The sequence below is a fragment of the Bradyrhizobium sp. JYMT SZCCT0428 genome (genome assembly GCF_018131075.1).
Taxonomy (GTDB): Bacteria; Pseudomonadota; Alphaproteobacteria; order Rhizobiales; family Xanthobacteraceae; genus Bradyrhizobium.
In genome coordinates this window covers 78,023-91,686 of the sequence record NZ_JAFCLS010000022.1, presented here as the reverse complement: position 1 = coordinate 91,686, position 13,664 = coordinate 78,023, and the positions used below count along the sequence as shown (strand labels likewise).

Genomic DNA, 13,664 nt, shown 5'->3' with positions numbered 1-13,664 from the left:
CCTTCTTGTCGTCATTTGGCCTTGAGGCGGGGCTTGCGATGTTGTCCGCTGCAGGTCTCGTGGCAGAAGCACGTGACCAGATGGTCGTTGACCATGCCGGTGGCCTGCATGAAGGCGTAGACGATGGTCGGGCCGACGAACTTGAATCCGCGCGCGCCGAGCTCCTTGGAAATCTTGATCGAGAGCGGCGTCGAGGCCGGCACGCTGGCGGTGGTCTTGAACTGGTTGACCTTCGGCTTGCCGTCGACGAAGTCCCACAGGAATTTCGAGAAGCCCGCGCCTTCTTCCATGATCTTGAGATAGCCCTTGGCGCTGTTGACGGCGCCTTCGATCTTGGCGCGGTTGCGGACGATGCCGGCATCGTTCATCAGCGCGTGGACCTTCTTCTCGTTGTAGCGGGCGATCTTCTCCGGCTGGAAATCGTCGAAGGCTTTGCGAAAGTTCTCGCGCTTGCGCAGGATCGTGATCCAGGAAAGGCCGGCCTGAAAGCCGTCAAGGATCAGCTTTTCATACAGCGCGCGGTCGTCATACTCGGGCACGCCCCATTCGGTGTCGTGATAGGCCATGTAGAACGGATCTTCGCCCGGCCACGGGCAGCGGGTCTTGCCGTCGGCGTGCAGGCGTGCGGAGCGGCTCATTGGACTTTGCTCATGCGACGGTCTGCTTCGGCGGCGTGCGCACGTCGTTCGGATCGGTGAGGCGGATCGCAAGCCCGCCGGCTGACAGCGTCAGGCCGGCGTCGAGCGCGTCGGCGACGCGATCGGTCCGCAGCAGCGCGATGCCATGGCCGCCCGCGGTCGATCCCATGGTGCCGACCGGCTTGTCGCCGGCGACAACGGGGATGCCGGCCTCGGGCGAGAAATCTTCCAGCGTGATCCGAACCGCGCGGGTGCGCGCGGTGCCGCGATGCTGCATCCGCGACACCACCTCCTGCCCGACGTAACAGCCCTTGTCGAAATCGATGCCGTGCAGGCGGTCCATATTGGTCTCGTGCGGAAACGCGTCGCTGTACATGAAATCGAGCCCGCCCCGCGGCACGCCCGCGGCGACACGGCGGACCTCATAGGCGGCTTCATCGACCAGCTCAGCGCCGATCAAATCGGCGACCTTCTGCTTGAGGTCTTCGGGAACCAGGATGCGCCAGCCAAGCGTTTCGTTGCGCGGGTCGGCGAAGGCAAGATCAGGCTTCATCGCGGGCTCGCCGTCCCATACTGCGAGCACGCCGAGGCTGTCGGAGAGGTTTTCCACCGCGACCTTGGCACGCAGCTTGTAGAAGGAGAGCTTGTCGGCGAGGCCTTTTGCCAATGGGCGCGGCAGGTCGATCAGGAAGCCGCCGCCATGGCCGCTGGAAGCCTCCGTGATCAGGAAATCCGCTGTTATCTTGCCCTGCGGCGTCAGCAGCGCGCCGAACCGGCCGAGGCCCGGCTGCAGCAGCGTGACGTCGGTTGTGACGAGGCCATTGAGGAAGTTGCGGGCGTCCTCGCCTGAGACCTTGACCACGCCCCGGTCGGTAAGAAACGCTGCTTTCATGCGCTGAAAAGGCCTATTTTGGAGGTTCTTCTTGAATTTCTCGTTCAAGTTCCTGGGGAAACACAGGTGCCGGATATCACATGGGAAGCTAAGGCGCTAAGGTGCCGTCAACAAGCCCGAGAGGCAGCCTAAAACGGGCGTCGAGGACCGATGAATCAGCGATTTGATACCATTCTAAAATCCGGCACCGTGGTCAATCCGGACGGCGAGGGCCTCCGTGACATCGGCATCACCAATGGCCGGATCGCCGCGATTGGCGGGCTCGGTCAGGCCTCCGCCGCCGAGACGATTGACTGCAAGGGCCTGCACATCCTGCCCGGCGTGATCGACACCCAGGTGCATTTTCGCGAGCCGGGCCTGACCCAGAAAGAAGACCTGGAAACGGGATCGCGCAGCGCCGTGATGGGCGGGGTCACCGCCGTGTTCGAAATGCCGAACACCGATCCCCTGACCGTCACCGAGGCGACCTTCAGCGACAAGATCAAGCGCGCCCATCACCGCATGCATTGCGATTTTTCGTTCTTTATCGGCGGCACCCGCGAAAACGTGGCCGATCTGCCGGAACTGGAACGCGCGCCGGGCTGCGCCGGCGTCAAGGTGTTCATCGGCTCTTCCACCGGCGCGCTGCTGGTCGAGGACGACGAAAGCCTGCGGCGGATCTTTGCGGTCATCAAGCGCCGCGCCGCCTTCCATGCCGAGGACGAATACCGCCTCAACGAACGCAAGTCGCTGCGCATCGAAGGCGATACGCGTTCGCACCCGGTCTGGCGCGACGAGACCGCGGCGCTGATGGCGACGCAGCGCCTGGTGAATATCGCCCGCGAGAGCGGCAAGCGGATTCACGTGCTGCATATCTCGACCAAGCAGGAGATCGACTATCTGCGCGACCACAAGGACGTCGCGTCCTGCGAGGCGACGCCGCATCATCTGACCTTGGTGGCGCCTGAATGCTACGAGCGGCTGGGCACCCATGCCCAGATGAACCCGCCGGTGCGCTCGGCCGATCACCGCGACCGCATCTGGTACGGCATCGAGCAGGGCATTATCGACGTGCTCGGCTCCGACCACGCGCCGCATACGCTGGAGGAGAAGGCAAAAACCTATCCGGCCTCGCCCTCGGGCATGACGGGTGTGCAGACGCTGGTGCCTGTCATGCTCGACCACATCAACGCCGGGCGCTTGTCGCTGCAGCGTTTCGTCGATCTCAGCAGTACCGGTCCTGCGCGGCTCTACAACATCGCGACCAAGGGCCGCATCGCCGCCGGCTATGATGCCGACTTCACGATCGTCGACCTCAAGCGCTCCGAGACCATCACCAACAAATGGGTGGCTTCGAAGGCGGGCTGGACGCCTTATGACGGCATGCGCGTCACCGGCTGGCCGGTCGGCACCTTCGTGCGCGGCAAGCGCGTGATGTGGCAGGGCGAACTGACGACGGCATCGACCGGCGAGCCGGTGCGGTTTTTGGAGACGCTGAGGGCGTAGCATCGGGTGCCGTCACCCGCGAAGGCGGGTGACCCAGTACGCCGCGGCTTATCGGTTCAATCGCTGACGTCTCTGCAATACTGGATCGCCCGCCTTCGCGGCCGACGACAGTGGAGGATGTCGAGAGATTACTGCCGCGCCAGCGAGAGCGAAAACTCGCCGTTGCGTACGCGCGCGGGAAGGCCTTCGACGAATTTCGCCACCGCGTCCTCGCCATAGGTCGAGACCAGTTCGGCCAGCGCCGTAAACAGGCTCGCTTGCGCCAGGCAGTCGCCGTCGACGCCATCGTGGCGCGCCTCGGCCCAGGCCTCATGAAGGTAGCTGAGCGCAGCCTGCTTCTGTTCGTGGTCGGGCAGCGGATCGCGGTGAAGCGAATAAGACGCAGGATGGCTCATGAAACTCGACAGACGTTGCGCGCGTTCCCCAGCGGAGCGCGTCTGATCGCCAAGCTGTAGCATGCGCCGCGGGGCCTGCTAGGCCACATCTTTAAGAAAGGTTAACGCCGCTCCCGGCATTTGATGGGGTCGCGGGTTCCGCGGAAAAATCCCGGGAAATGCAGTCGAGTATGGCCTGCGGCGTGGCGCAGACATGCAGCGCGCCGGCCCCGATCAATTCGTCCTTGCTGCCATAGCCGTAGAGCACGCCGATTGCCTGCATGCCGTTGTTCTTGGCGCCCACGATGTCATGGCTGCGGTCGCCGATCATCAGCGTTCTGGCCGGATCGACCGAAGCGGTCTTCAGCGCGTATTCCAGGAGATCGGACTTGTCGACACGGGTGCCGTCGAGCTCGGAGCCGAACACATGCTCGAAATGATGGCGCAGCCCGAAATGCTCGACGATGCGTGTCGCGAACACATGCGGCTTGCTGGTGGCGACGAACAACGGGTGGCCGGATTGGCGGAGCGTCGTCAGCACTTCGCTGATCCCGTCATAGACGCCGTTCTCGTACAGCCCGACGTCGGAAAACCGCTCGCGGTACAGCGACACGGCGCGGTCGGCGGAATCTTCCGCGCCCAGCAGTCTGACAAAACTGGCGCGCAGCGGCGGGCCGATGCACCAGGTCAGTTCGTCCTCGGTCTGGATGGTGTGATGGTCGAGCTTTTGCAGCGCATACTGGATTGAACGCGTGATGCCGGGCTTGGGGTCCGTCAGCGTGCCGTCGAGGTCGAAATAGATTGCGTTGAGGCTCATGTCAGTTCGCATAGCGCGCGGTCAGATCGCGCGAAATCTTCGAGCCTTCCTCGATGTAGCGGCGGATCGCGATCGAGGCGGCGGGCGTGCAGGTGCGGTAGGTCTGCTGAAATCCGTTATAGCCGCGGTTGAAGGCGGCGATCATGCGCGCGCGGCGTTCGCCCGAAGGCGTTTCGGCATCGACCAGCGCCTGCATTTCGTTGCGCCATTTCGCGCCTTCATTGTTGCCGCAGATGCCGCGCAGATAGTGCAGCGTGCCGAGGATTTCGGCCAGCCGCTGCAAATCGCGGTCGAACGGCGCGGCGCCATCCTGGGCCCGCGCGGGCACCAGATGGCAGGCCGAGATGAGGATGAGGACGGCGAAAAAGTGCTTGCGCATTTGGGGGTCCAGAACCCGCCCGATATGCCCCCTCAATGCGCCGGAGGCAAGACATAGCGTTTTGGACTTGATCCGGGGGTGGACACCGGTTCGCGTCAAGAAAACGCGTCAAAATAAAAGGACTCGCGCCTAAACCAGCTTCCGTGCCGCTGCTAAGACCTCCAGGAGGCCGCCGGTGAGCCTGAGATCGCCGAGCGCATCGGGGTCAAACCATCCGAAATCGTCGTGCTCATCGTTCAGGACCGGCTCTCGGGCGGTCCAGCGCGCCGCGAACGACATGATCAGATAATGCCCGCCGCCGCCGGTTCCCGGCAGCACTTCGCGCCAGCCGGCCAGCTCCAGAATCTCGATTCGCAAGCCCGTTTCCTCGTCGACCTCGCGATGCAGCGCCGTATGCAGCGATTCGCCGAATTCGACCCGGCCGCCGGGGAACGAATAAAACCCCTTGCCCGGCGAGCGCGAGCGCCGGACCAGCAGAATCTTGCCGTCGCGAAAGATCGCGCCGCTGACGGCGAGCTGGGGACGGATGGGTGGCGCGGGGGAGTCCAAGGTGTGATCCGGCAAAAGTGGAAGACGGTTTCGGGCCGGATCATGCCCGATCGGTGCGCGAAGGTCTAATGCACTGCCGACAGGTCAGGCCTTAGTTCGACATGATGCTTTCGACGTCGGCCTCGGTGGCGCCGTTGATGATGCCGCCCGCCAGCATAACAAGCGGCTTGACCCAGCCGGTAGCCTGCTCGGCGAGTGTGGCGCGGGTCTTGTCCTGGCGGGCTTCGCGCATCGCCGAGCCTACCGCGGTCAGGATCGAGGTCATGGTGTTGGCGACCTTGTCGAACTCGCTGCGAATCTTGGGGTCGGCCAATTCGTAGGCCTCGATCGCGAGATCGCGGGCCTTGAAATTGGAAGCCCAGAAATGCTCGGCGTAGGACAGCGGGGTCCAGGTCAGAAAATCCTCGGCGCATTCCGGCATATCCGGAACCATCTCGAGCAGCATGATGGCTTCGTTGAAATGATTGAGATAGTCGGTGGCAAGCCCGGTGCGGGGATTGATGTTGGCGGCGCGCAGAACCGCGGCGCGGGCCTCATCGATGTGGCCCGTCGGCGGCAATGTCGGGCGATCGGATCGCGCTTCTGTGGCGGCCTGTAAGCTCATCTGTTCCAGTGTTAACAACTGGGGTTAAAAGGGATTAAACGGACCCCCATTCGGGTTAGATTATGTGCGGACGTTTCGTAATTACCTCGCCGCCGGCGGCACTTAGGCAGATTTTCGGCTATGCCGAGCAGCCCAATTTCCCGCCGCGGTATAATATTGCTCCGACACAGCCGATCCCGGTGGTGATGCTGGAGAATGGTGGCCGGCATTTCCGGTTGATGCGCTGGGGCCTGGTGCCGGCCTGGGTCAAGGACCCGCGCAAGTTCTCGTTGCTGATCAATGCACGCTCCGAGACGGTGCGGGAAAAGCCGGCCTTCAAGAACGCCATCAAGCGGCGGCGCTGCCTGATCCCGGCCGACGGCTATTACGAATGGCAGGATTCGAGCGGCCGCAAACGGCCGTTCTTCATCCACCGCCGCGACGGCAAGCCGGTCGGCTTTGCCGCATTGGCCGAGACCTGGATGGGGCCGAACGGCGAGGAGGTCGACAGCGTTGCGATCGTCACCGCGCCGGCCAGCCGCGATCTGGCGGCGCTGCATCACCGCGTGCCCGTGACGATCGCGCCCGATGAATTCGAACGCTGGCTCGACGGGCGGGCCAATGATGCCGACGACGTCATGGTGTTGTTGACCGGCCCCGCGGAAGGCGAATTCGCCTGGCACGAGATTTCGACGCGGGTCAAAGCGCCGAAGCCGAAGGCCACGCGCAAGGCGGCAGCGGCGCCCGAGGATGAAGGGCAGGGGAGTTTGTTCTGAGTCGTCGTCCCGGCCTTGAGCCGGGACCCATGCGCCGTGCCCTATCGATGAGAACCGTGACGTTGGAGACCTTCAAACACAACGAACGCCGCGGGTATGGGTCCCGGCGCAAGGCGGGACGACAGATACCCCGGAACGACGGCTTACCGAAAAATATGCAGCGCCGCATATTGCAGCAGCATGATCGTCTTGGCATCCGCGATGCGGCCGTCGGCGATCATCGCGAGCGCCTGATCAATCGGTAATTCCAGCACCTCGATGTCCTCGCCTTCGTCGGCGAGGCCGCCGCCGCTGCCGATCCGCATCGAGGCTTCATACTCGGCGACAAAAAAGTGCAGTTTCTCCGTCACCGCGCCCGGGCTCATGAAGGCCTCGAACACCTTCTTGACGTCGTGGAGGCGATAGCCGGTTTCCTCTTCGGCCTCGGCGCGGATTCGTTCCTCCGGCGATGCATCGTCGAGCATGCCGGCGGCGGCTTCGATCAGGAGATCGTCGTAACCGTTGACGTAGGCCGGCAGGCGGAACTGCCGCACCAGCACCACGGTGCGCAAGGCTAGATTGTACGGCAGCAGGGCTGCGGCATTGCCGCGATCATAGACTTCGCGGGTTTGCGTCTGCCATTCACCGTTGCCGCGGCGGTAGTCGAGCGTGATGCTCTTCAACAGGTACCGGGCATGGGAGAGCACACGCTCGTCTTTGATGCGGACGCGGTCGGAGATGGTCATGGCATTCCTTCTGCATCAAGGCGTCGGCTCGCAGCCGTCGAGCCATTTGGCGAAGACGATCGTCTGCGCCTCGGCATAGCCGATCGACTGGTAGAACGCGCCGGCGAGGGCGTTTTCGCGCCGGACCATCAATTGCACCTTGGCCATGCCGGCCGAGCACAGCCAATCTTCGGCCGCGCTCATGATAACGCGGCCATAGCCGCGGCCGCGGCGTTCCGGATCAGTCGCGACGTAATACACCCAGCCGCGATGGCCGTCATGGCCGACCATGGCGGTCGCCACGATGGCGCCGCCGTCGCGGCCAATCAGCACGGTCGAATTCGGCTCGCGCCGCGCCAGCGCGATGTCGGACGCCGGATCGTTCCACGGCCGCGTCAATCCACAGGCCTGCCACAGCGCGATGACGGCGGGAATGTCGGCATCCGCGATCGGCGCGATGGCGAGTGGCGGAAGCGGCTTTGGCACCGATGTGTTCACAGCACCTTGCCGGGGTTCATGATCCCTGCGGGATCAAGCATCGCCTTGATGCTGCGCATCAGTTCGATCGCGACCTTGTCTTTCACGTCAGGCAGTTCGTCGCGCTTGAGCACGCCGATGCCGTGCTCGGCGGAGATCGATCCGCCCATCCGCAGCACGATCGCGAACACGACCTCGTTGACCTCGTGCCAGCGCGCCAGAAAGTCCGCGGTGTTGCCGCCGACCGGCTGGCTGACATTGTAATGGATGTTGCCGTCCCCGAGATGGCCGAACGGCACCGGCCGCGAGCCCGGGATCAACTTCACCACCGCCGCATTGGCCTCTGCGATGAAATCAGGCACGGCGGCGACCGGTACGGAGATGTCATGCTTGATCGAGCCGCCTTCCGGCTTCTGCGCCGCCGACATCTCGTCGCGCAGCTTCCAGAACGCCGAGCGCTGGCTGAGGTTCGCCGCGATCACGGCGTCATCGACGATGCCTTCTTCCATCCCCTTGGCCAGGATCGCTTCCAGCGCATCGCGGGCGTCGTCGCGCGAGGACGACAACTCCATCAGCACGTACCAGGGATGCTTGCTCTCGAGAGGATCGCGGATGTCGATGCCGTGGCGGATGCTGAAATCCACCGCGATGTCGGCAAGCATTTCGAAGCTGGTCAGGCTGCCGGCGGCCTCGTTCTGCGAGATCGACAGCAGCTTCAGCGCCTGCGCCGGCGATTGCAGGCCGACATAGGCGGTCTCGATCGCACGCGGGTTCGGGAACAGCTTTAGCGTCGCCGCCGTGATGATGCCGAGCGTGCCTTCGGCGCCGATGAAGAGGTTGCGCAGATCGTAGCCGGTGTTGTCCTTTTTCAGCTTCGACAGCGAGTTCAGGATCCGCCCGTCGGCCAAGACCACTTCCAGGCCGAGTGCCATCTCGCGCGCCACGCCGTAGGCGAGCGCGGCCGTGCCGCCCGCGTTGGTCGAGAGATTGCCGCCGATGGTGCAGCTTCCTTCGGCGCCGAGCGACAGCGGAAACAGCCGGTCGACGTCGCGGGCGCGCTGCTGCGCGACCTGCAGCACCACCCCTGCCTCGCAGGTCATGGTGTTGGACGCGGCATCGACCTCGCGGATTTTATCGAGCCGCCGCAGCGAGACGACGACTTCGCCATTGTGCGGCGTCTGGCCGCCGACCAGCCCGGTATTGCCGCCCTGCGGCACCAGCGCGATTTTATGCAGGGTGGCGAGCTTGCAGATTTCGGAGACTTCCGCGGTCGATCCCGGCCGCAACACCAGCGGAGATTTGCCGTGAAACAGATCGCGCTCTTCGGTGACATAGGGCGCGATATCGGCAGCATCCGTCACCGCATATTTGTCGCCGACGATCGCGCGGAATTTCGCGATCAGTTCGGGCGGAATCTGTGGCGCGGCAGGCTGCACGATATTCATGGTCTTCTCTTTCACTCCCGTCCGATTCACTCCCGCCCAACTGCGGCGCGGCGCAGCCGGTCGTTGATGGCTTCACCCAGTCCGTCGTTGGGAATGGGCATCACGGCGATGGTTTGCGCAGCTTTGCTGTCGAGCGCGCGAAGATAGCCGAACAGATTGGCGGCGGCCTCGCTGAGATCGCCGCGTACGGACAGATTCATCACCGCGGCGGCGGCGTCAATTCCCGAAACTGCATCGCTGCCGAACGCCAGCAGCGCTTCGCCGGGCTCGATCCGAATTGCACCGAGCCGCACACGTGTTCTCGGAGCATAATGCGACGCCAGCATGCCCGGCGCCAGCGGCTGGGCGCTGTCGCTCTCGGCGTCCGCAGGCGGTTGCTTGAGCGCATGGCCCAGCACGCGCTCGATGTCGGCGCGCGGCAGGCCGCCTGGCCGCAGCAGCATCGGTTCGTCGAAAATGCCGACGATGGTCGATTCGACACCGACGGCGACCGCGCCGCCATCGACGATCAGGTCGATCCGCCCCTCGAGGTCGCTTTGCACATGGGCGGCCGTCGTCGGCGAGACGTGCCCGGACAGATTGGCCGACGGCGCCACCACCGGCCGGCCGAAGACGCGCAGGAGGTCGCGCGCCACAGGGTGCGCCGGTATCCGAATCGCGACGGTCTCGAGCCCTGCCGTGGCGAGGTCGGCGACCGCGCAATGTTCGGTTTTCGGCAGCACCAGCGTCAGCGGCCCCGGCCAGAACGCTTCGGCCAGCCGCATCGCGGCCGGGTCAAAACGGCCGATTTCGCGCGCCGCGGCGAGATCGCCGACATGGGCGATCAGCGGATTGAAGGCCGGCCGGCCCTTGGCCTGGTAGAGCCGGGCGATTGCAGCCGCATTGGTGGCATCGGCGCCCAGCCCATAAACCGTCTCGGTCGGGAACGCGACCAGCCCGCCTTCACGCAAACAATGTGCGGCAGAGCCCACCGCGGCCTCGCTGGCAGGCAAAACGGGCGTTTTCAGGCTTGTATTCACAGGGATTAATTCCTCAAATCGGTGCCTTGCGGTGACCGAAACCGGCAGCTATAAGCCGCGTTCTTAGTCGGAGTGTGGCTCAGCCCGGTAGAGCACTGCGTTCGGGACGCAGGGGTCGCAGGTTCGAATCCTGCCACTCCGACCATTAAATCAATGGCTTGCGCGACCTTCTCGCGGCCTCTTATTGACCAAAAATCCCGGTTTTGCACGCAAAATGCACGCAGCATTTTCGGTGCGCGCGAGACGGTCTTCATCACGCGCCCGATGGTGCAGAAGGTCGTCGGGCGGGCACCGGCGCGACGTTCTCCGAGCGCATGGCGAATCAGCGTTGCGTTGATGCGGTCCTCGAGACTGGTCCTCCTCACCAGATGCGGTCATCGTCAATGATGAAGCCGTCATCGAATCCCCACCCGGTGTTACTTCCTTGACGGCCGCTGCCCAGCGCTCCGCTTGGGCATTCACAAACGCCGCGAAGGGTCCGGTCGTGTCACCCAGCGGCCCGAAACCGAAGTCCGGGATTCTGGCCTGCACGTCCGGCAAGCAAAGCGTACGATGCGGCCGATCTCGACCGCGAGCCTATCGATGATAGGCATCGGTGCGTGCATGCCGCTGGCCGCTGTGCCGGACGATCGCCGTGATGAATTCGAAACAGGGAGATGAAAATGCAGGAACCGGAAAGACGCGAAATCGGCCGCATCTATTTTCCTTCATCTCCCAGCGAGTTCATAACTGCATTCGCTCATTTCCATCGGGCCGAGATTGCCCGCATGGCCGGATGGCGAGATCGCATCGACCGGACCACCAATTGGGCCATTACGCTGGTCGCCGCGATGCTCTCGGTCTCGCTCTCGACGTCGAATGCGCACCACAGCGTGCTGATGTTTGCGATGGTGCTGGCATTCTTCCTGCTGATGATTGAGTCGCGGCGCTATCGCTTCTTCGACGTATATCGGTCTCGCGTGCGCAGGCTGGAGCGCAATTACTACGCCAAACTGTTTGATCCCGGCGTGAAAGCAGAGGAGGACTGGCAGCGCATCATGGCTGCCGATCTCCTGGCGCCGACATTCGTGATGTCGATGGCAGAGGCCGTGTCGCGAAGGTTGCGACGCAACTACATCTGGATATTCCTGATCCTGCTGGGCGCATGGGCGCTCAAGGTGACCTTTCCCTCCTTCAGCGGCGAGGTCCCGTCGGCTCTCACCTTCGACGATTGGGTCAGGAATGCCGGCGTGGGTCCGGTTTCCGGCTGGATCATATCGGCGGTCATGCTGGCTTTTTACGGCTGGATCGTCATCGCTGCATTGAGGACTGGCGGCCGTCAGGGTGAACTCGCGCATGGCGATGCTCACGTGTGAGGCGTGCAGGCATGTCTTTCGATCCTGGAGGTGGGACTGCAAGCAACCAATCGATGTCCGCGAATTTTTTTCTACATGATCTTCACGCAGCGGGCGGAATCGAATTGGTGTTCGCCGGGGCGTGATTGAATCATCGCGATCCGTGGCGGGCGTTCGATCCCCGGCCTCTTGTCTGCGGTGGTTCGAGAACGACCTGCTTCAGATCGCCGCCGCCGTTCACAACGACGACGACGAAATTGAGTTTGCCATTGTCGTCCACCAGGCTTCCGCCAATGGCGCGTCCCGATGCAACTTGTTCCGCGATGACGACGGCGTCCGACAGCTCTTGCCGGACGGTCCGCAGCGCCATGACGTTGTTCCTGTCGTCCCAATTGAGGTCGTTCAGGTGCGACACCGTTTCCGTGCCGATCATGTCCCCGGTTTTTGCATCGATGGCGTGTTCCCAAAGACGATTTTCCCGAACTGTCTTCACGCGATAGACCGGGGAGCCCGAGGCGCCATCGAAGCTGACATCCGCGGTCCTCGAACCGGTGTGCCGCTTTTCAGCGATTCCCATCGCCTGGCGGAGTGACAGCTGTGACGCACGGAACGCCTCGAGCTCGCGGTTCACCGCCTCCTGGTGAATGCGCTCGCCCTCTGCGCCTTCCTCCTGAGCGGCCTGTGTGGCCGATAACGGGGGTATCGCAAACGGCGGAACAAGCGCGAGGAGGGAGAGAAGGATGACCGCAAATCGTTGCTTGTTTGACATCGGCTGCTTTCGTTGTTTGCACGGGCCGGATTGAAAGTCGGGGCTGACATCAATTGCCGCTGGCGAGATGCCGCCTGGTTGAGACGCCGGACATCGCCGCAGGTTCCAATTCGTCCGGTGGAGGAGATACCGACCAGACACGGTTGCCGCGCGCCCTGTCGTAACCGTACTGGAACAACGCGCGCATATAGGCGGTGTCGAAGCCGGAGGTCGGCGAAGCCGGCTGATCGCCCTCTATGTAAGTCAGGTTGAATCCGAACCTGTTGCGGCGGGCGAAGATATAGGTGCTGTACAGGATCGAGCGGGTCTGGATTTTCGTCATCGTCGATGACGACCGCGCCGCGATTTCGACGGTGGCATTCCGAACCAGCTTGAATTCACGCTCGATGTAGAGCTGCAGATTGCCCATCTGGCCCGGCTTGGCGTCGTGCAGCAGGTAGGCCTCCGGCAGCGTCAGGACAGGCGCGGTCACGCCGCCATCGACGTGCATCTCCTCGAAACGCTTGCCGTTGGCTTCCGCGGTCACCAGCATCGGCGGAAACACCACGGGCAGGCTGGCCGATGCGGCGACGACGTCCCGAAACAGGTTCAATGCTGCGGGCGTGCGGAGCGAGGCGATGCGCCCCATGTCCCAGATCGCGGTGCGCTGCGAATCCAGATTGGTCGTGACGACGAGCAGCCGCCGCCCCTTGGCGTGTTCGGCTGCGACCGCCGCGACGAAGTCGGCATCGATATATTTGGCCACCAGTTCGCGCAGCCGGGCGTTGCCGAACAGGCCCGCCCCGAAGATGGCATTGAACGGGTTCGGTGCGTCGAGAAGGCTCTCGGCGATGCCGCTGGTGTAGAGCTCGCGCAAGGTCGCGTCATGGCCGGGACCGAGGAACGCGAATGGCGCGATGAGCGCGCCGGTGCTGACACCCGACACGATCGAGAACGAAGGACGCTTGCCGGTCTCGGTCCAGCCGATCAGCACGCCGGCGCCATAGGCGCCGTCGGCCCCGCCACCGGATAACGCAAGATAGGTGCGAGGTCCGCGCAGTACGGCTGGTGCGGGATATTGCCGGAATGTGGCGGCGGGCTCGTCGGCGTAGCGGCGCAGATCCGAAAGATCGAGGACGCGCGCGGAGGATGCCTCCGCAAAGCTGTGCGGCGTCCTTGGCAGCGACGAACATCCGGCGGTGAGAAGGCTGAGCGCTGAAACCATGGCCAAAGCTACGGATGTCCGAAGACCGATGCAGTTCATGACATTTCCGGATTGGAAGGGAGCGCTCAGGGGCGACCCGCGGGGCATCGCGAGTGGCTTCGCCATTCGGCCCATCGGGATGCGACCATTGGCTCCGTCAGGCGCCGGCGATTGCTCGACGGCCGCGGCTCTCGCCGCTCCGGCCTGGACCGGATTCCCTTGCACGCATCCGGACGCACC

Annotated in this window: 16 protein-coding genes and 1 tRNA gene; 4 read left to right on the top strand and 13 right to left on the bottom strand. The window is 63.7% G+C overall.

Going from position 1 to position 13,664, the window contains the following annotated elements:
• Positions 1–11: 11 nt before the first annotated feature.
• Both JQ575_RS22900 and JQ575_RS22895 read right to left on the bottom strand, forming a co-directional pair.
• Positions 12–638: a DNA-3-methyladenine glycosylase I gene (locus tag JQ575_RS22900; protein ID WP_212035415.1), complete on the bottom strand. Its 627-nt coding sequence runs from the start codon at positions 636–638 to the stop codon at positions 12–14.
• A 10-nt stretch (positions 639–648) separates the two neighbouring features.
• Complete coding sequence (locus JQ575_RS22895) at positions 649–1,530, bottom strand: folate-binding protein YgfZ (RefSeq protein ID WP_212035414.1); 882 nt, start codon at positions 1,528–1,530, stop codon at positions 649–651.
• A 150-nt stretch (positions 1,531–1,680) separates the two neighbouring features.
• On the opposite strand from JQ575_RS22895, the gene JQ575_RS22890 reads away from it, so the two are divergent.
• Positions 1,681–3,015, top strand: coding sequence for a dihydroorotase (locus JQ575_RS22890; protein WP_212035413.1), 1,335 nt, complete (start codon positions 1,681–1,683; stop codon positions 3,013–3,015).
• A 128-nt stretch (positions 3,016–3,143) separates the two neighbouring features.
• Here JQ575_RS22890 and JQ575_RS22885 read toward each other — a convergent pair whose 3' ends face one another.
• The 5 genes from JQ575_RS22885 to JQ575_RS22865 form a co-directional block, all read right to left on the bottom strand.
• Entirely contained in the window at positions 3,144–3,410 is a 267-nt protein-coding gene (locus JQ575_RS22885) for a hypothetical protein (protein WP_192735255.1), read from the bottom strand.
• 91 nt (positions 3,411–3,501) lie between these two features.
• Positions 3,502–4,206, bottom strand: coding sequence for an HAD family hydrolase (locus tag JQ575_RS22880; RefSeq protein ID WP_249166828.1), 705 nt, complete (start codon positions 4,204–4,206; stop codon positions 3,502–3,504).
• A gap of 1 nt (position 4,207) precedes the next feature.
• Positions 4,208–4,585 (bottom strand): TIGR02301 family protein, encoded by a 378-nt coding sequence (locus JQ575_RS22875; protein ID WP_212035411.1) that lies wholly within the window; start codon positions 4,583–4,585, stop codon positions 4,208–4,210.
• Between the two features lie 129 nt (positions 4,586–4,714).
• Positions 4,715–5,134, bottom strand: coding sequence for an NUDIX hydrolase (locus tag JQ575_RS22870; protein ID WP_212035410.1), 420 nt, complete (start codon positions 5,132–5,134; stop codon positions 4,715–4,717).
• A gap of 91 nt (positions 5,135–5,225) precedes the next feature.
• Positions 5,226–5,738 (bottom strand): hypothetical protein, encoded by a 513-nt coding sequence (locus JQ575_RS22865; protein WP_249166827.1) that lies wholly within the window; start codon positions 5,736–5,738, stop codon positions 5,226–5,228.
• 62 nt (positions 5,739–5,800) lie between these two features.
• Here JQ575_RS22865 and JQ575_RS22860 point away from each other — a divergent pair, with 62 nt between their 5' ends.
• On the top strand, positions 5,801–6,493 hold the full coding sequence (locus JQ575_RS22860; RefSeq protein ID WP_212035409.1) for an SOS response-associated peptidase: 693 nt from the start codon (positions 5,801–5,803) through the stop codon (positions 6,491–6,493).
• 143 nt (positions 6,494–6,636) lie between these two features.
• Here JQ575_RS22860 and JQ575_RS22855 read toward each other — a convergent pair whose 3' ends face one another.
• Genes JQ575_RS22855 through JQ575_RS22840 form a run of 4 tightly spaced genes read right to left on the bottom strand, consistent with a single transcriptional unit; the run spans position 6,637 to position 10,138 of the window.
• Positions 6,637–7,218, bottom strand: coding sequence for an NUDIX domain-containing protein (locus JQ575_RS22855; protein ID WP_212035408.1), 582 nt, complete (start codon positions 7,216–7,218; stop codon positions 6,637–6,639).
• Between the two features lie 15 nt (positions 7,219–7,233).
• Entirely contained in the window at positions 7,234–7,683 is a 450-nt protein-coding gene (locus JQ575_RS22850) for a GNAT family acetyltransferase (RefSeq protein WP_212035407.1), read from the bottom strand.
• A gap of 8 nt (positions 7,684–7,691) precedes the next feature.
• The gene (locus JQ575_RS22845) at positions 7,692–9,119 is read right to left on the bottom strand and encodes an FAD-binding oxidoreductase (protein WP_212035406.1); all 1,428 of its coding nucleotides are present in this window, start codon (positions 9,117–9,119) and stop codon (positions 7,692–7,694) included.
• A gap of 26 nt (positions 9,120–9,145) precedes the next feature.
• Positions 9,146–10,138 (bottom strand): L-threonylcarbamoyladenylate synthase, encoded by a 993-nt coding sequence (locus JQ575_RS22840; protein ID WP_212035405.1) that lies wholly within the window; start codon positions 10,136–10,138, stop codon positions 9,146–9,148.
• Positions 10,139–10,206: 68 nt separating this feature from the next.
• On the opposite strand from JQ575_RS22840, the gene JQ575_RS22835 reads away from it, so the two are divergent.
• Positions 10,207–10,283, top strand: a tRNA-Pro gene (locus tag JQ575_RS22835).
• A gap of 517 nt (positions 10,284–10,800) precedes the next feature.
• Positions 10,801–11,493: a DUF2270 domain-containing protein gene (locus JQ575_RS22830; protein WP_211999088.1), complete on the top strand. Its 693-nt coding sequence runs from the start codon at positions 10,801–10,803 to the stop codon at positions 11,491–11,493.
• Between the two features lie 130 nt (positions 11,494–11,623).
• Here the strand turns inward: JQ575_RS22830 and JQ575_RS22825 are convergent, their stop codons facing one another.
• Positions 11,624–12,241, bottom strand: coding sequence for a PepSY domain-containing protein (locus JQ575_RS22825; RefSeq protein WP_212035404.1), 618 nt, complete (start codon positions 12,239–12,241; stop codon positions 11,624–11,626).
• A gap of 49 nt (positions 12,242–12,290) precedes the next feature.
• On the bottom strand, positions 12,291–13,484 hold the full coding sequence (locus JQ575_RS22820) for a patatin-like phospholipase family protein (RefSeq protein ID WP_212035403.1): 1,194 nt from the start codon (positions 13,482–13,484) through the stop codon (positions 12,291–12,293).
• Positions 13,485–13,664 lie beyond the last annotated feature (180 nt).